Source organism: Staphylococcus ratti (assembly GCF_020883535.1).
Taxonomy (GTDB): domain Bacteria; phylum Bacillota; class Bacilli; order Staphylococcales; family Staphylococcaceae; genus Staphylococcus; species Staphylococcus ratti.
In genome coordinates this window covers 734,509-752,547 of sequence record NZ_CP086654.1, presented here as the reverse complement: position 1 = coordinate 752,547, position 18,039 = coordinate 734,509, and the positions used below count along the sequence as shown (strand labels likewise).

At 39.6% G+C, this 18,039-nt stretch carries 13 protein-coding genes, 2 tRNA genes, 2 rRNA genes and 2 pseudogenes; all 19 read right to left on the bottom strand.

Annotation, left to right across the window (positions count from 1 at the left end; all coding sequences use genetic code 11):
• Positions 1–80 precede the first annotated feature (80 nt).
• A 23S ribosomal RNA gene (locus tag LN051_RS03480) occupies positions 81–3,006 on the bottom strand.
• Between the two features lie 381 nt (positions 3,007–3,387).
• Positions 3,388–4,938 (bottom strand): 16S ribosomal RNA (locus tag LN051_RS03475).
• Together the 16S and 23S rRNA genes with 2 tRNA genes alongside form the textbook arrangement of a ribosomal RNA operon.
• Positions 4,939–5,070: 132 nt before the next feature.
• Positions 5,071–5,144: transfer RNA gene (locus LN051_RS03470), tRNA-Gly, on the bottom strand.
• 26 nt (positions 5,145–5,170) lie between these two features.
• A tRNA-Leu gene (locus tag LN051_RS03465) sits at positions 5,171–5,253 on the bottom strand.
• A 352-nt stretch (positions 5,254–5,605) separates the two neighbouring features.
• Complete coding sequence (locus LN051_RS03460; RefSeq protein ID WP_229293207.1) at positions 5,606–6,058, bottom strand: SprT family protein; 453 nt, start codon at positions 6,056–6,058, stop codon at positions 5,606–5,608.
• Entirely contained in the window at positions 6,051–8,201 is a 2,151-nt protein-coding gene (locus LN051_RS03455) for a Tex family protein (RefSeq protein ID WP_229293206.1), read from the bottom strand. The genes LN051_RS03460 and LN051_RS03455 overlap by 8 nt, the downstream gene beginning before the upstream one ends.
• A 198-nt stretch (positions 8,202–8,399) precedes the next feature.
• Positions 8,400–9,170 carry an RNA polymerase sigma factor SigB gene (gene sigB, locus LN051_RS03450; RefSeq protein ID WP_229293205.1) on the bottom strand — a complete coding sequence of 257 codons (771 nt, stop codon included), beginning with the start codon at positions 9,168–9,170 and terminating at the stop codon, positions 8,400–8,402.
• A complete protein-coding gene (gene rsbW / locus LN051_RS03445) occupies positions 9,145–9,624 on the bottom strand; it encodes an anti-sigma B factor RsbW (RefSeq protein WP_229293204.1) in 480 nt (159 codons plus the stop codon). Before rsbW ends, sigB begins: the two co-directional genes overlap by 26 nt.
• Before the next feature lie 2 nt (positions 9,625–9,626).
• Positions 9,627–9,953, bottom strand: a complete 327-nt coding sequence (locus tag LN051_RS03440; RefSeq protein WP_229293203.1) for an anti-sigma factor antagonist — start codon at positions 9,951–9,953, stop codon at positions 9,627–9,629.
• 80 nt (positions 9,954–10,033) lie between these two features.
• Positions 10,034–10,807: pseudogene (locus LN051_RS03435) on the bottom strand (PP2C family protein-serine/threonine phosphatase); the annotation flags it as partial.
• 3 nt (positions 10,808–10,810) lie between these two features.
• A pseudogene (locus LN051_RS11490) lies at positions 10,811–11,038 on the bottom strand (phosphatase RsbU N-terminal domain-containing protein); the annotation flags it as partial.
• Positions 11,039–11,095: 57 nt separating this feature from the next.
• Positions 11,096–11,449, bottom strand: a complete 354-nt coding sequence (locus LN051_RS03430; RefSeq protein WP_229293202.1) for a type II toxin-antitoxin system PemK/MazF family toxin — start codon at positions 11,447–11,449, stop codon at positions 11,096–11,098.
• Positions 11,450–11,620 (bottom strand): type II toxin-antitoxin system antitoxin MazE, encoded by a 171-nt coding sequence (gene mazE / locus LN051_RS03425; RefSeq protein ID WP_229293201.1) that lies wholly within the window; start codon positions 11,618–11,620, stop codon positions 11,450–11,452.
• A gap of 87 nt (positions 11,621–11,707) precedes the next feature.
• Positions 11,708–12,856 carry an alanine racemase gene (gene alr / locus LN051_RS03420; RefSeq protein WP_229293200.1) on the bottom strand — a complete coding sequence of 383 codons (1,149 nt, stop codon included), beginning with the start codon at positions 12,854–12,856 and terminating at the stop codon, positions 11,708–11,710.
• A gap of 172 nt (positions 12,857–13,028) precedes the next feature.
• The gene (gene acpS, locus LN051_RS03415) at positions 13,029–13,379 is read right to left on the bottom strand and encodes a holo-ACP synthase (RefSeq protein ID WP_229293199.1); all 351 of its coding nucleotides are present in this window, start codon (positions 13,377–13,379) and stop codon (positions 13,029–13,031) included.
• 269 nt (positions 13,380–13,648) lie between these two features.
• Positions 13,649–14,170 (bottom strand): PH domain-containing protein, encoded by a 522-nt coding sequence (locus tag LN051_RS03410; RefSeq protein WP_229293198.1) that lies wholly within the window; start codon positions 14,168–14,170, stop codon positions 13,649–13,651.
• A complete protein-coding gene (locus tag LN051_RS03405; protein ID WP_229293197.1) occupies positions 14,154–15,656 on the bottom strand; it encodes a PH domain-containing protein in 1,503 nt (500 codons plus the stop codon). Before LN051_RS03405 ends, LN051_RS03410 begins: the two co-directional genes overlap by 17 nt.
• Positions 15,646–16,119 carry a PH domain-containing protein gene (locus tag LN051_RS03400; protein ID WP_229293196.1) on the bottom strand — a complete coding sequence of 158 codons (474 nt, stop codon included), beginning with the start codon at positions 16,117–16,119 and terminating at the stop codon, positions 15,646–15,648. The genes LN051_RS03405 and LN051_RS03400 overlap by 11 nt, the downstream gene beginning before the upstream one ends.
• Before the next feature lie 311 nt (positions 16,120–16,430).
• Positions 16,431–17,918, bottom strand: coding sequence for a degradosome RNA helicase CshA (cshA, locus tag LN051_RS03395; RefSeq protein WP_229293195.1), 1,488 nt, complete (start codon positions 17,916–17,918; stop codon positions 16,431–16,433).
• Positions 17,919–18,039: the final 121 nt, after the last annotated feature.

The window sequence follows — 18,039 nt, the reverse complement described above, 5'->3', positions numbered from 1 at the left end:
TTCGTAAAGTGACTTTGAATGTTATACATTCAAAACTAGATAGTAAGTAGATTTTCACAAGCATTACCTTATGAACTAATTTGATTAAGTCTTCGATCGATTAGTATTCGTCAGCTCCACGTATCGCTACGCTTCCACCTCGAACCTATTAACCTCATCATCTTTGAGGGATCTTATAACCGAAGTTGGGAAATCTCATCTTGAGGGGGGCTTCATGCTTAGATGCTTTCAGCACTTATCCCGTCCATACATAGCTACCCAGCTATGCCGTTGGCACGACAACTGGTACACCAGAGGTATGTCCATCCCGGTCCTCTCGTACTAAGGACAGCGCCTCTCAAATTTCCTACGCCCACGACGGATAGGGACCGAACTGTCTCACGACGTTCTGAACCCAGCTCGCGTACCGCTTTAATGGGCGAACAGCCCAACCCTTGGGACCGACTACAGCCCCAGGATGCGATGAGCCGACATCGAGGTGCCAAACCTCCCCGTCGATGTGAACTCTTGGGGGAGATAAGCCTGTTATCCCCGGGGTAGCTTTTATCCGTTGAGCGATGGCCCTTCCATGCGGAACCACCGGATCACTAAGTCCGTCTTTCGACCCTGCTCGACTTGTAGGTCTCGCAGTCAAGCTCCCTTATGCCTTTACACTCTATGAATGATTTCCAACCATTCTGAGGGAACCTTTGAGCGCCTCCGTTACACTTTAGGAGGCGACCGCCCCAGTCAAACTGCCCGCCTGACACTGTCTCCCAACTCGATAAGAGTTGCGGGTTAGAAATCCAATACAATTAGGGTAGTATCCCACCAATGCCTCCACGTAAGCTAGCGCTCACGCTTCTAAGGCTCCTACCTATCCTGTACAAACTGTACCGAATTTCAATATCAGGCTACAGTAAAGCTCCACGGGGTCTTTCCGTCCTGTCGCGGGTAACCGGCATCTTCACCGGTACTATGATTTCACCGAGTCTCTCGTTGAGACAGTGCCCAAATCGTTACGCCTTTCGTGCGGGTCGGAACTTACCCGACAAGGAATTTCGCTACCTTAGGACCGTTATAGTTACGGCCGCCGTTTACTGGGGCTTCGATTCGTAGCTTCGCTAATGCTAACCACTCCTCTTAACCTTCCAGCACCGGGCAGGCGTCAGCCCCTATACGTCACCTTACGGTTTAGCAGAGACCTGTGTTTTTGATAAACAGTCGCTTGGGCCTATTCACTGCGGCTCTTCGAAGCGTGAACCTCAAAGAGCACCCCTTCTCCCGAAGTTACGGGGTCATTTTGCCGAGTTCCTTAACGAGAGTTCGCTCGCTCACCTTAGAATTCTCATCTTGACTACCTGTGTCGGTTTGCGGTACGGGCACCAATCTTCTAGCTAGAGGCTTTTCTCGGCAGTGTGAAATCAACGACTCGAGGAAAACTTGTTTCCTCTCCCCATCACAGCTTGACCTTAATGAGTGCCGGATTTGCCTAACACTCAGTCTTACTGCTTAGACGTGCACTCCAACAGCACGCTTCGCCTATCCTACTGCGTCCCCCCATCGCTTAAAACGAATCATGGTGGTACAGGAATATCAACCTGTTATCCATCGCCTACGCCTGTCGGCCTCAGCTTAGGACCCGACTAACCCAGAGCGGACGAGCCTTCCTCTGGAAACCTTAGTCAATCGGTGGACGGGATTCTCACCCGTCTTTCGCTACTCACACCGGCATTCTCACTTCTAAGCGCTCCACATGTCCTTGCGGTCATGCTTCAACGCCCTTAGAACGCTCTCCTACCATTGTCCTGAAGGACAATCCACAGCTTCGGTAATATGTTTAGCCCCGGTACATTTTCGGCGCAGTGTCACTCGACTAGTGAGCTATTACGCACTCTTTAAATGATGGCTGCTTCTAAGCCAACATCCTAGTTGTCTGGGCAACGCCACATCCTTTTCCACTTAACATATATTTTGGGACCTTAGCTGGTGGTCTGGGCTGTTTCCCTTTCGAACACGGACCTTATCACCCATGTTCTGACTCCCAAGTTAAATTATTTGGCATTCGGAGTTTGTCTGAATTCGGTAACCCGAGAGGGGCCCCTCGTCCAAACAGTGCTCTACCTCCAATAATCATCACTTGAGGCTAGCCCTAAAGCTATTTCGGAGAGAACCAGCTATCTCCAAGTTCGATTGGAATTTCTCCGCTACCCTCAGTTCATCCGCTCACTTTTCAACGTAAGTCGGTTCGGTCCTCCATTCAGTGTTACCTGAACTTCAACCTGACCAAGGGTAGATCACCTGGTTTCGGGTCTACGACCAAATACTCATTCGCCCTATTCAGACTCGCTTTCGCTACGGCTCCACATTTTCTGCTTAACCTTGCATCAGATCGTAACTCGCCGGTTCATTCTACAAAAGGCACGCCATCACCCATTAACGGGCTCTGACTACTTGTAAGCACACGGTTTCAAGTTCTCTTTCACTCCCCTTCCGGGGTACTTTTCACCTTTCCCTCACGGTACTGGTTCACTATCGGTCACTAGAGAGTATTTAGCCTTGGGAGATGGTCCTCCCAGATTCCGACGGAATTTCACGTGCTCCGCCGTACTCAGGATCCACTCAAGAGGGAATATGTTTTCGACTACAGGATTTTTACCTTCTCTGATTAACCTTTCCAGGTTATTCGTCTAACATGTTCCTTTGTAACTCCATAAGAGTGTCCTACAACCCCAACAAGCAAGCTTGTTGGTTTGGGCTCTTCCCGTTTCGCTCGCCGCTACTCAGGGAATCGATTTTTCTTTCTCTTCCTCCGGGTACTAAGATGTTTCAGTTCTCCGGGTCTACCTTCTCACATGCTATGTATTCACATGCGGATAACACGACATAACTCGTGCTGGGTTCCCCCATTCGGAAATCTCTGGATCACAGCTTACTTACAGCTCCCCAAAGCATATCGTCGTTAGTAACGTCCTTCATCGGCTTCTAGTGCCAAGGCATCCACCGTGCGCCCTTAATAACTTAATCTAGACGTGTTGATAAGCGTTCGCATTCTTATTCATCACGGCACAAATCACTCAGTTACTTACGCAAGTAAGCGCCTTCGTTCTTGTTTGTGATTCATAGACTGACAAACGCTTTCAATCACGTCTATCCTATCTACGTTATAATGCTTAACTTATCTTCACCAGTTATTAATTATGTGAGTCGTCTGTCGACGACTAGCGATAATTTTTTGTTTCAAGCTTTTCGCTTGTCACTCGGTTTTGCTTGGTAAAATCAATACTTACTTATCTAGTTTTCAATGTACAATGTTGAATCCTCAATCTATATGAGCATTCAAAACTGAATACAATATGTCACGTTATTCCTTATCGCCTAAGGCGATATTCCGTATATTATCCTTAGAAAGGAGGTGATCCAGCCGCACCTTCCGATACGGCTACCTTGTTACGACTTCACCCCAATCATTTGTCCCACCTTCGACGGCTAGCTCCAAATGGTTACTCCACCGGCTTCGGGTGTTACAAACTCTCGTGGTGTGACGGGCGGTGTGTACAAGACCCGGGAACGTATTCACCGTAGCATGCTGATCTACGATTACTAGCGATTCCAGCTTCATGTAGTCGAGTTGCAGACTACAATCCGAACTGAGAACAACTTTATGGGATTTGCTTGACCTCGCGGTTTCGCTGCCCTTTGTATTGTCCATTGTAGCACGTGTGTAGCCCAAATCATAAGGGGCATGATGATTTGACGTCATCCCCACCTTCCTCCGGTTTGTCACCGGCAGTCAACTTAGAGTGCCCAACTTAATGATGGCAACTAAGCTTAAGGGTTGCGCTCGTTGCGGGACTTAACCCAACATCTCACGACACGAGCTGACGACAACCATGCACCACCTGTCATTTTGTCCTCCGAAGAGGAAAACTCTATCTCTAGAGCGGTCAAAAGATGTCAAGATTTGGTAAGGTTCTTCGCGTTGCTTCGAATTAAACCACATGCTCCACCGCTTGTGCGGGTCCCCGTCAATTCCTTTGAGTTTCAGTCTTGCGACCGTACTCCCCAGGCGGAGTGCTTAATGCGTTAGCTGCAGCACTAAGGGGCGGAAACCCCCTAACACTTAGCACTCATCGTTTACGGCGTGGACTACCAGGGTATCTAATCCTGTTTGATCCCCACGCTTTCGCACATCAGCGTCAGTTACAGACCAGAAAGCCGCCTTCGCCACTGGTGTTCCTCCATATCTCTGCGCATTTCACCGCTACACATGGAATTCCACTTTCCTCTTCTGCACTCAAGTTTTCCAGTTTCCAATGACCCTCCACGGTTGAGCCGTGGGCTTTCACATCAGACTTAAAAAACCGCCTACGCGCGCTTTACGCCCAATAATTCCGGATAACGCTTGCCACCTACGTATTACCGCGGCTGCTGGCACGTAGTTAGCCGTGGCTTTCTGGTTAGGTACCGTCAAGACGTGCACAGTTACTTACACGTTTGTTCTTCCCTAACAACAGAGCTTTACGATCCGAAGACCTTCATCACTCACGCGGCGTTGCTCCGTCAGGCTTTCGCCCATTGCGGAAGATTCCCTACTGCTGCCTCCCGTAGGAGTCTGGACCGTGTCTCAGTTCCAGTGTGGCCGATCACCCTCTCAGGTCGGCTACGTATCGTCGCCTTGGTAAGCCGTTACCTTACCAACTAGCTAATACGGCGCGGGTCCATCTATAAGTGACAGCAAGACCGTCTTTCACTATCGAACCATGCGGTTCGATATGTTATCCGGCATTAGCTCCGGTTTCCCGAAGTTATTCCAGTCTTATAGGTAGGTTACCCACGTGTTACTCACCCGTCCGCCGCTAACGTCAAAGGAGCAAGCTCCTCTTCAGTTCGCTCGACTTGCATGTATTAGGCACGCCGCCAGCGTTCATCCTGAGCCAGGATCAAACTCTCCATAAAAGAAGTAAGCTTGATATAGCTCGTTGATTGGTTAAGCCAATCACTCTGAAAGTACTTAACGTACTCAAATTATTGGAATTAACGTTGACATATTGTCATTCAGTTTTCAATGTTCATTATAATAAAAATTAATGGAGCGGGTGATGGGAATCGAACCCACAACATCAGCTTGGAAGGCTGAGGTTTTGCCATTAAACTACACCCGCATAAATAAAAATGTATTTTGGGTTGATGCGGCCGAGAGGATTTGAACCTCCACGGGAATACTCCCACTAGGCCCTCAACCTAGCGCGTCTGCCGTTCCGCCACGACCGCTCGGTAAAAATCATTGATTTTTTCGACAAGATTTATTGTACTATCTTCTATATTCAAAGTCAACACTTTTTTAACTTAAAGTTAATATTTGTAATACTTTGTTAATCTTATTTTCGCAACGTATTTAATCATAAAACATTTCGGAAACTAAGTCAACAATAAACTTTAAATTTTACGTGAACTATTTTTTCGCTGCGTCATAACAACTAGCGACCTTTGTAATTATACTGACACATTACCTCCATGTCAACGGCTTATTTCAAAAAAGAAAGAATAAAAGGGACGTCTGTGTCTACCTTCTATTCTTTCTAAATTGGATTAATGATACTACACGAATTTTCAAAAGCTACTTTTATAAATGTTTAACTAATTTGATTTTCCCGCCACACTGTCCACATCTCATTTTATGTGTGTTCACACTTCGAATACGCATAAACGTTTTTTGGCATTTTTCACAAATATAGACATAGTTCGCCCGACTTTCATAACTGCTAAGCGACGCACAGTGTCTCGGTGCCCCTACTTTTTGGCTTAACGCTCGAAAATCGTTATCTCGATGTTGATAACCTTTGCCTTCTAGATGTAAAAAATAATGACAAAGTTCGTGCTTAATAATTGCTTGAATTGCACTTTTCCCAAAGTGCTCATACTGTTTTGGATTAATTTCAATATTATGTGACTTCAACAAATAACGTCCACCCGTTGTACGTAAACGTGAATTAAAATAAATTTGATGTCGAAAAGGCTTACCAAAATACCTCTTTGCAATATGTTCTGCTTGTTTTTGCAAGATTTCATTATCCATTTGGATTGATCATCGTTAATGCGACTTTTCCCTTTTCAGTATCTATGTCTTCTATCCATACTTCGACGATGTCTCCAACACTAACGATGTCCATCGGATGTTTTACAAATCGTTTGGCCAATTTCGAAATGTGCACTAAGCCATCTTGTTTGACTCCAATATCCACAAAAGCACCAAAATCAACTACATTGCGTACCGTTCCATTTAGCTTCATACCTTTATTTAAATCTTCAATAGATAACACATCTGATTTTAGTTGTGGTGTTTCATATTCATCACGTGGATCCCGGTGTGGGGCGATTAAAGATTTGACGATATCTTGTAACGTGGGTACGCCTATATTAAGTTTTTGGGCGTAAGCTTCAATATTTAAATTTTCAAGTGTTGCTTTATGTTTTTCGTCACCCAGTTCAGAAACTGCAATATTCAACTCACTTAATAATTGGTATGTTGCCTTATAACTTTCAGGATGAATCGCTGTATTATCTAAAGGTTCTTCGCCGTCTACAATTCTTAAAAATCCAATGCTTTGCTCAAATGTTTTAGCGCCTAAACGTTTGACTTTGTTTATTTCTTTATGATGGGTAATCATACCATTTTCATCTCGATACTGGATAATATTATCAGCAATAGGTTTAGAAAGACCTGCAACATGTTGTAATAATGTGCTTGATGCTGTATTTACATTTACTCCTACCTGGTTTACCGCTGTTTCAACGACGAAATCCAGTGCTTCTCCTAATTGCTTCTGATTTACATCGTGCTGATACTGCCCTACACCTATAGATTTTGGATCGATTTTTACAAGTTCACTTAACGGATCTTGTACACGGCGTCCGATAGAAACGGCACTGCGTTCTTCAACTTGAAAATCTGGAAACTCTTGGCGTGCAATTTCTGACGCTGAATACACTGAAGCCCCTGCTTCATTTACGATAATGTATTGTATGTTCAGTTCATGTTCTTTAATCATTTTCGCAACAAACTGCTCTGTTTCACGACTAGCCGTTCCGTTTCCAATTGCTACAAGTGCGATATCATGCTTTTGTATCATATCCACAAAAATACGTTCTGCCTCTTTTATTTTCGCAACTGGGGGATGCGGGTACATTACTCCTTTAGCAACAAACGCCCCAAAAGGATTAATTACTGCAAGTTTACAACCTGTTCGGTATGCTGGATCGACCCCTAAAATTTGTTTTTGTTTCAATGGAGGTTGCAATAACAAATGTTTTAAGTTTTCACTAAATACATCAATCGCTTTACTTTCTGCACGTTGTGTTAAATCACCCCGTATTTCTCTTTCTATAGATGGGAAAATAAGGCGTTTCATAGCATCTTCTATTGCATTTTCAACTACTTGCGCTAATGCGTTATCAACTTTTATTTCTTGTTGCTTTATTTGATTTATTAAAATCATTTTATCTGTATCAATTTTTACAGATAATACCTTTTCCTTTTCACCGCGGTTCATCGCTAAAATACGGTGGTTTGCTACACGTTTTAATGGTTCGCAATAATCGTAATACATCGCGTATGTTTCTTTTTCATCTTCCGCATTTTTCTTTTTTGACGTAACAACTGAACCATTTTTGTACGTTTCTTTAAGAATAAGTTGTCGATATTTAGGATGATCTGCAATTTGTTCAGCTATAATATCTTGCGCACCTGAAATTGCTTCTGATTCATTTGTGATTTCATCATTGAGGTACTTTTGAGCTTCCTCATTAAGCGGAGTGGTATTTTTTTGTGTATAAATCCATGTCGCAAATGGCTCTAAACCTTTTCGTTTGGCCTCTGTTGCGCGGGTCTTTTTCTTTTGTTTGTAAGGTCGATATAAATCTTCCACACGTTGTAGCTTGGTTTGTTTCAAAATATCTTTTTTTAGGTCTTCCGTCAGCAATCCTTGTTGCTCAATGTTATGAATCACTTCGTCTTTACGTTTTTGAAGATTTTGCATATAAGTATACTCATCTTCAATCTTTTTAATTTCGACCTCATCCAAACCGCCCGTCATTTCTTTACGATAACGCGCAATGAAGGGCACTGTGTTTTTTTCTTCAAGTAATTGTAAAACCGCTTCAATTTGTTTGATTGAAAATTGATATTCATTATGTATCGCTTGGACTAGTGCATTTGCCAAGGTGTTCACCACTTTCTTAATAGATTACTTTCTTATTTTATCATTGATACGCCTTAAAATATAACGATCTACCGTATCAAAAGTTTGAAATAAAAAAGACTAGAACGTCGATTGTTCTAGCCATAAATCACTTGTCATCTGAAAGTGGCACAAGATGAATGTAACACGATATCTCTCCATCTTGAACATTTCAATATTTTATTTTTTAGCTGCTTCTTGGAGTTTTTTAATAGCCGTACGCTGCAAACGAGACACGTGCATTTGACTTAATCCAATACGCTCTCCAGTCTCTTTTTGACTCAATCCATCAATGAAAGTGCATTGAATAATTTCACGCTCTCTATCTGTTAAAATTGGAATGATACGTTCTAAAATCATTCGCTTTTCCGTCAAATCATAGTTATCGTCTTGGTTCCCCATAATATCTAATAAGGTCACAGTTGAACCATCTTTATCCGCTTCAATGGAATGGTCTACACTCAATGCATTATAACTTTGACCCATTTCCATCGCTTCTAAAACATCTTCTTCTGTCACTTCTAAACGCGCAGCAATTTCTGATATAGAAGGCGAGCGTTCCAGTTCATTGGTCAATTCATCGCTTACTTTTTTAATTCGAGGTCCAATTTCTTTGATTCGTCTCGGTACATGTACACTCCATGTTTTATCACGCAAATACCTTTTGATTTCACCAATAACAGTTGGGACTAAAAATGCTTCAAATTTACGATCGAATGACAAATCGAAACGGTTAATCGCACCGATAAGCCCCACCATACCGACTTGTACCAAATCCTCATGATGAGATTGCCCTTTTGAATATTTATATGCCAATGATTCAATGAGCTTTTCATAATGTATGACAAGTTTTTCTTGTGCAGCTTCATCATGATGTTCTTGATGTCGCTTTATCCAGTCGTTGATTTGTTCAGGTGAAACCGAATTAACTGATTTCGACTCTTTCGTCATTATTTCGCACCTGCTCTTTTTTGATATACTTAATCATACTAATTGTTACACCAGTCTCTTTGTCTACTGTAACTTCATCCATTAACGACTCAATTAAGAATAAACCTAAACCTCCTTCACGTAAGAAGTCGATATTTTCATTCTCTTGATAAGGTCCGAGTTGCTGCTTTGTTTCTTGATAATTAAAGCTCTCACCTTGGTCAGAAACAATAATTTTAATATGTGTTTCAAATTTTTCAAAACCAATGTTGATATAGCCTTTTTCTTTTTTATCTTTATATGCGTGTTTCACTGCATTCGTTACCGCTTCACTAACCGCAATTTTCGCATCTTCAATATCATCGTACGATGCGCCTGCTTGTGTAAACACACCAGATAGTGTTAAACGAATTAAACTGACATATTCAGCAGATGCAGGAAGTCTCATTTCAATAAAATCATTTTTATGTGACATGTTTATTCGACCTCCGTCCCTTCATTCACGTGCATTAAATCACTCAGTCCTGTGATTTCAAATAATCTTTTAATACGATCATTTACCCCTAAAATATACAATTCTTTATTGTTTTGATTTAAAGATTTTAGAGTACCTACAAATAGGCCAAGTCCCGTTGAATCCATATACGTTAAATTTTCTAAGTTAACATGAATATCGTGTGTGCCTTCTTGTCTAATCGGAACTAAGACCTTTTCTAATTCTGGAACTGTAGCAACGTCTAACTCTCCACTTACCGTAACGTCATAATGTTTGTCATATTCTTGTGATTCTATATTAAGGTTCATTATTGTTTACACTCCTACAATTATACTCTACTAAGGGTTTTTACCCATTTCTATATTGCATTAATCTAAATTTATAGAATTTAATTGACTCTCTTAATAATTAATATCGTTAAATCGTCACGTTTACCACCGTTATGTATGCGTAATAGTTTCTCATACAACAATTGCACGATATCTTGGGGATGCAGCTCTTTATACCCTTTAATAAACTCTAATAACTTGTCTTTATTAATAAAATCGCCATCTTCTCGACGGATTTCCGTTACACCATCTGTAAAAATAATAATTAAATCATCAATGTTAATTTTGATTTCTTTTTGGTCATATCGAATATGGGTGCTTACACCTAAAATTCGACCACGTACATCAATTTCTTCGAATTCATCCTTTTCTGAACGGAAAATATATCCTGGTTCATGCCCTGCAGAACTACAATATAATATGTGATTCATTTCTTCATATAGTCCGTAAAACATAGTGATGAACATATTTTGGTTTACATTTTTTTCAACAACACGATTTAAACGTTTCAAGCCGTCATTTGGGAGTTGCGAGTGGCCATAAGAGTCCATGCCAAATTTAATCATACTCATCGCGAGCGCAGCTGGAATCCCTTTACCTATGACGTCAGCAACAGCAAAACTCATCGTACCGTCTTTATGATCAATCAGGTTAAAATAGTCGCCACTCACACGTTGTGCGGCAACAGATATCACGCCAATTTGAATGCTATCAAATTGAGGAATTTCTGTTTTGAGCATCGTCTGTTGTAACCGCGATGCCACATCTAATTCTTTATCATGTACTTCCATGCGGTCTATCAAATCTTTGTAGTCTGTATAGTTAAAGCCAAAACTTGAAATGACTTTTTCTAAAACATCCATGCTGTCAATAAGCTGTGCATGGGTTAACTGATTGAGTTCCGCATATTTTTTATGCATACGAACGATATCTTCTGGCGTTACCCCTTTTCCAGTAATATGATCTGCATATGTGGAAGCAGTTTCGATAACTTCTTTCTTATCGGTATGATTTGTAAATTTTTCTACTAAATCGAAGTAGCGTATTTCATTTTGACGCGTCAAATGGTCATCCCCCTTTTTTACAAGGTAAAAGGCTTTAGGAAAAATCAATCCTAAAGCCTATTTGTGTTGATTCATGTGCAATCCTAGACTAATTCCAAGTGCAGCGTTGACTTCTTTCATTTTTTCATCTGAAAGATAAGTGAGCTTTTCTTTAAGCCTCTTTTTATCGACTGTTCTTATTTGTTCTAACAAGATGACTGAATCTTTGTCGAGTTTGTATTTATTTTTTTCAATTTCAACGTGTGTTGGAATTTTTGCTTTGTTAATACGTCCAGTAATCGCCGCTACAATAACAGTTGGACTGTATTTGTTCCCAGTATCATTTTGAATGATTACGACAGGTCTGACTCCCCCTTGCTCTGACCCTTGGACTGGTGATAAATCTGCTAAATAAACGTCTCCACGCTTCATTTAGTCATCCTTGTGAATAGAAAGTAAGTGCGATTCATTACAATCACACGCTTCACATTCGACTGAGTATGCTTCTGTTGCTAGGGAGAGATTTAAATCTGCCATCTGAACATACCCTTCTTTTAATGATTGCTCTAAACTTTTTACTCTTGTTTGATTGAATGTTGACATACGTAAGACCTCCATCATCAATACAACAGATATCATTTTTTGCTTAATTCCACTTTATGATAACAAAAATCTTACATAATAACCATACTATTTTAACAATTCGTTGGATATTTCACTCAATTGTTGAGATTTGTACACTCTTGCGACACGTCTTCCTAAGTTACATAGTACTTCATAATTAATTGAATTTTGCTTTTCTGCTAATGCTTCAACCGCTTGTGGGGTATGTGCTTTAGCCGTTATAAGTGTCGCTACATCTCCTGGATGCGTGTGTTCAGGAACATGTATGGCTGTTTGATCCATACTTACACGGCCAACAACTTCACATTGCGTCCCGTTCACCTCTACATAACTTCCTTGCATACTTCTTAAGTAGCCATCTGCATAACCCACAGGTAGTAGCGCTATCGTCATCGGTTGTTCTGCTGTAAACGTCTCTCCATAACCTATCGATTCGCCTGCATCTAAGCTTTTTACTTGCGTAATACTTGATGTCCATTCCACTGATGGCGTTAGTTTTGCAGTTGCTTTCTCTTCGATAAATGGAGACGGATAGTATCCATACAGAGCAATACCTGGTCGAAAAGCGTTACAAATCGATGGATCAAAACGTAAAGCGCCTGCTGAATTTTGAATATGTACAATAGGTGGTCTCTCTGTACTTTCCACTAATGATTTAAAGTGCTCATATTGTCTATTAGATGTTTCGTTATCAACATCTGCTGAAGCAAAATGTGAGAAAACACCTTCAAATTTTAAATTTGGATGTTGTTCAATCAAATGAATGACTTCTTGATACGTATCTTTATTTTTAATACCTAAACGATTCATACCTGTATCAAGTTTCACGTGCATCCAAACGGTTTTCTTGGCTTCATCATCAATAAGTGAAATAGCCTCCTCAAGCCATGCTTTAGAAGGAACACCTATTGCCACACGATGTTGAATTGCTTTATTAATCGCATGCGGTGGAACACTTGATAAAATAAGAATTTTTTCCTTAATACCGTGCATGCGCAATTCAATGGCTTCATCTAATGTGGCAACGCAAAAAAATTCAGCGCCTAATGCTCTCAAATGTTGTGCAATCGGAACACTCCCCAATCCATAAGCATTTGCTTTTACAACAGGCATTATCATTTTATTGGGATGTAAGTTTGCTAACGCAAAATAGTTTTGCGTAATTGCTTCTAAATTAATCGTTAGTTCTGTTGAACGGTAATATTTTTCTGACATCACTGTCACCTTCCTAAAATAAATCGGTACTTAGAATGAGGCGTTAGTTATTCACTCACGCGCTTCTTGTCTAATATTCATCATAAATTCATAACAATGAAATTTGACATGCAATTCAAACGAAAACGATTGAAATCCAATGTATTTTTGTTAGCTCTTAAAACTAAGTGTTTTAATTTTCTATAATTACTTGGCTCATTGCATAGTGATCTGTATGTGTAATTGAAACATGTACTTTATAATCTTTAAAATGAATGTACGGTTTTCCATTTTCATCGTTATCACAATGAATATCTTTAAATGCAACCTGTTGTCCTAAACCACTGCCTAAAGCTTTGCTCATCGCTTCTTTACACGCAAATCGGCCTGCTAAAAATTCAACTTTTCGGCGTTCTAATTTAAAAGAGTGATATTTTTCGAGCTCTTTACTAGAAAGAATACGCTCTGGAAAACGCGCTTGGTGTTCCAACACTTTTTTGATGCGGTCAATCTCTACTAAATCGACACCAATACCATAAATCATAAATACTCCTCATTTTCTTATTAATGGGAGCAGGACAGAAATCTTTTGATTTCGTTGTCCTGCCCCAACAAGGCTGACTAGGGTTGAAATGAGCTGTTAAGCGAAATTTCAATCCAGACAGCTACTGTGCTCTCTTCTTTCTTTCACTTTTTTCAATGCAGGACAGAAATCTTTTGATTTCGTCGTCCTGCCCCAACAAGGCTGACTAGAATTGAATAAGCTGATAGGCGCCTTTCTATTCAGTCAGCTACTGTGCTTTCTTCTTTCATTTACTTTAAATCGTGTGAGGATTCATCTTCTACATCTCTATTTACGTAATCATCTCCATCGTATAATTCCATCATACCATGCTGTTTAATAAAGGCGTTTAATTTTTGCGCTTCCTCTTTATGAATAAGTTTGACTTGAATCACACCACCTGCGGTATATAACAAAATGTTAGCAAGGTTGAAACGGCGCATAATCCATCCTTCCTCAATCTCAACATTTTGTATACGGTAAAGGGGCGCCTTATACTGTTTGACAAAGAAAAGTCCTTTTTGAACAAATAGTTTATGTGTATCAAATTGATATCTAAAAATGGCATAACGATACTTAGGCGTAATGCAAATAAAAAAGATAATAGCGAGAACGACTAACACTGCACTGACTATCATAACAGGGTAAACAATTCCCCAATCAAAGAAATATGCACTTGCTGTGCTGCCTATTCCAAAAAGAGCAACAATTAATGAAAAGATGATACCTCTTAATCGCAGTACTTTTAATCCGTCTTTATGCATTCTTTTCATTATCTACTGCCCCCTTCAAATACCATTGTCGATAAGCTTTCACACGTTTAGCATCTTCAAATCGAATGCCTACTGATTGATGGGTAGCACCTTTAGCAAGCAGAAATTCAAAATGACTGAGGTTTGCTCGCGCCATTAAAGGATGTGCTGCTTGATGGTAACCAATGACTTTTTCAAGTTTGAAATGTGAAACTCTAAAACCAAAGAGCGTCACTTGTTTAACTGATATCTGATTGCCATTCATCGTTGTGCCAGACTTTTTAACGGCAATATAGCTATGAATAATTAAATAAGTAACAATCACAAGCGCAGGTAACCATAGCCAAGCACTAAAATAATAATGACCTATCCCTGCACCAATTAATAAAATAAGACTTACTATCCAAAAGCGACGATGAAAGCCTTGCCAAGGCAAACCTTCTGGGATAGCGTTAAAATTAAGGTGTGGCACAATATCAGAAATAATATTTCTCGCCTCTTTTTGTTTAATAAATGGTAAAATCATCACTTTGCCATCCGCATTGTCATCCTCTTTCACCACTTGCTCGCTCGTAATAATAAAAGCATAAGCTGTGTAGCCAAATAGACTTCTCACGAAAGACCTTTCTTCGACGGCAGCTTGTATACGCGTAATCGGCACTGTGAGACGACGTATATTAAACAATCCATAACGAATATGTAAATACGCGCCTTCTCGATGTAACGTATAGCCATAATATTTAATCATCGTAATCAAAATTCCTATAAAGTAGCTGATTAATATGATGACACTTATAGTTAATAATATCGAATAGATTTGATTTTGTAATATATGATTAACACTGCCAAACAACCAAGACCAATCGATGACATCTTGAAGTGTACTAATGATAGGCGCAACAGCAACAAACGTGACCAAAATTGCCCCACTTGTCATTGCCATTAATAGTAAATTTTTGTTCGATAACTTGTATAACATCTCATTAAAAACTTGCGTCTTATGCCTTTGAGGCGTATCACATGTTTCATCATGAGTGGCAGATGATTTACTTTCAATTTGAGCTTTTACTTTTTCAATTTCTTGACGAATCCAGTCACTTTGTTGTTTCGTGACGGTATCAAGTTCAATCCCGTCACTCGGTGTTTTAATTTGCAAACTGACGCCGCCAAAAATTCGATTTACGACAGATTGTGTCGTATCCATTGATTGAATCCGCTTAATATGTAACTCTTTGCGCTCGAGGTTAAATACTCCAGATGTGAGAATCAAATAATTATTTTCAATCCAATAACGTGTTTTATACACTCTCATTGCGTTAAGTATAAAACTTATAACAAATATAGTCGCTACAATAGCAGGTGTGATATAACTCCACGGATTCGACCACTCAAAACGATTCATCTGAAAGAACACAAAAATAATGATAAATAAAAAATTGCTTTTTATCGCTTCAATCACGCTTGTAACATACGATATCGGATGTAATTTTTGAGGATTATACATCATCTTCACCTCTCACCAAATGGGACATACAATGTTGCTCAATCCTTTCTATTTCCGTTACTTTTAAATAAGGCAACGCAATTTCATGACCTGCCGTAATCACTCTCAATTGTTTTAACGCGTGTCGTTTTGATAATGGATTGCTAACACTTTCCAAATATTGAATTCGTTCAATTTTAACAGCGTCATACTGCTTAAACCAAATATTGTGACGAATTTCAATCATAGATTCGCTCACGCGATACGTATAAAAGTGATAAGCGATTAATGGATATACTGTACGAATAGCAATGTCAAGTAACGCTAAACCACCAATGACATATAACCAAACGATTGGCCAATGAAAATAAATAGCTAAAAATAGAAACCCTACTACAAACCATACATCTATTAAAAGGTGTAGACATTGGCTTTGAATCATATATTTCTTCGTCGTTATCGGCCCTTTTTTCATCGAATCATCCACGCTCTATCGACTCCCCCTTTTTTAACTTTTATATTGATTATAACATAGAGCATAAAATATATAGTATCGAATTAAATATGTAATATTTAATAAATAGGTCCATTGGAATTGCCTTTAACATTGTGTATCTCATCTTATGCTTTTTCAAATCATCTTAAATAGTTAACATAAAAACATTGAACATTTATGGTCAATGATGTAAAACCGTATTCATTGCTATAGTGATGATATACATATAAAAACGCTCTCTTCACTATTATCTTTAGAAGAGAGCGTTTTTAATTTATTTGTTCGCTTTATTATAGAACATATTATTTTTGATGATCTGCAAATGTTCGGCCTTTTTTCACTTTAGAATCACGTTTTTCTTTATGTGTGTTGCCTTTTTTATTGAAGTTTGATTTGTTACCACGACGCGACTTAGAATAACGCTTTGCACCGCCACCTTTACGGTTGTTTTTCGGTTGACGACTTTTACGTGCAAGCGGCTTTTCAAATGTAAGTTGCACTTCGACTTCATCGTTTGATTCTACTAATTCTTGTAAAAGTGCAGTGACTAATTCAGTATGGTCGTATACTTCTAATAATTGTTGCGCGATGTTTTCAACACGCGGCTCTTTCGTCGCTGCCATCCAATTTTCTACTTTAGATTTAATTTCTTCTTCACGTGCACGCAGTACTTCTTTACGGTGCGGCGGACGTAATGCACGCATTTGGCGACGGTTCGCTTGTTCAATTTGACGGATATAGTCCATTTCAATTGGGTTAACAAATGTTACTGCCATACCTTGTTTACCCGCACGGCCCGTACGTCCAATACGGTGCGTATAGCTTTCAGTATCTTGAGGAATGTCAAAATTATAAACGTGGCTTACACCAGAAATATCTAAACCACGTGCAGCGACGTCTGTTGCTACTAAAATGTCAATTTGATCATTTTTGAATTTTTTAAGTACTTCTAGACGTTTAGCTTGTGTAATGTCACCGTGCAACCCTTCTGCTTTATAACCTTTTGAAAGTAATGCACCTGTAAGTTCATCCACACGACGTTTCGTACGTCCAAATACAATTGCAAGTTCAGGTTGGTGAACGTCTAAGAAGTTTGTAAACGTATCAAACTTTTCAAGTTCTTTAACAATTGTATAAAATTCATCAATTTGAGGGTCAGAAAGTTCATTATTCATCGTTTTAATAATTTGTGGTGATTTCATAAATTTTTGAACTAACTCTTGAATTGCTTTTGGCATCGTTGCCGAAAAAAGCATTGTTTGACGATTGTCAGATGGCAATTTATCCATAATGTAACGCATATCATCAATGAATCCCATATTCATCATTTCATCTGCTTCGTCTAATATTAACGTTTCAATATGTTGTGTTTTTAAAGTACGACGATTCAAATGATCAATCACACGTCCAGGTGTCCCTACTACAATTTGCGGTCCACGCTTTAAAGATTTAATTTGGCGGTCAATCGGCATACCCCCAAATACAGTCACGACTTGAACTTTTTGTCCACGGCTAAATTCACGTAATTGTTCTGCGACTTGCATTGCAAGTTCACGTGTCGGTGCTAAGATAAGTGCGCGGACACCTTCTTGGCCTACTACTTTTTCAATTAATGGGATACCAAATGCACCCGTTTTTCCTGTGCCCGTTTGTGCTTGGCCCAAAATATCTAAATTTTTAAGAGCAGATGGAATGCTATCCTTTTGTATCGGTGTAGGTTCCGTAAATCCCATCGACTCTAATGTTTCAGCTGTTTTTTCTGAAACACCTAAGCTTGTAAAATTTTGCAAAGTCATTCTCCTTTTTTTGGAATCTTTTTTCTCATAATTTATCTCAATAATGATTTTTCCAACTTCTCCATATTACCACCTGAAACCTAATTGCGCAATAAACCAAATCCGTCGCCACCTA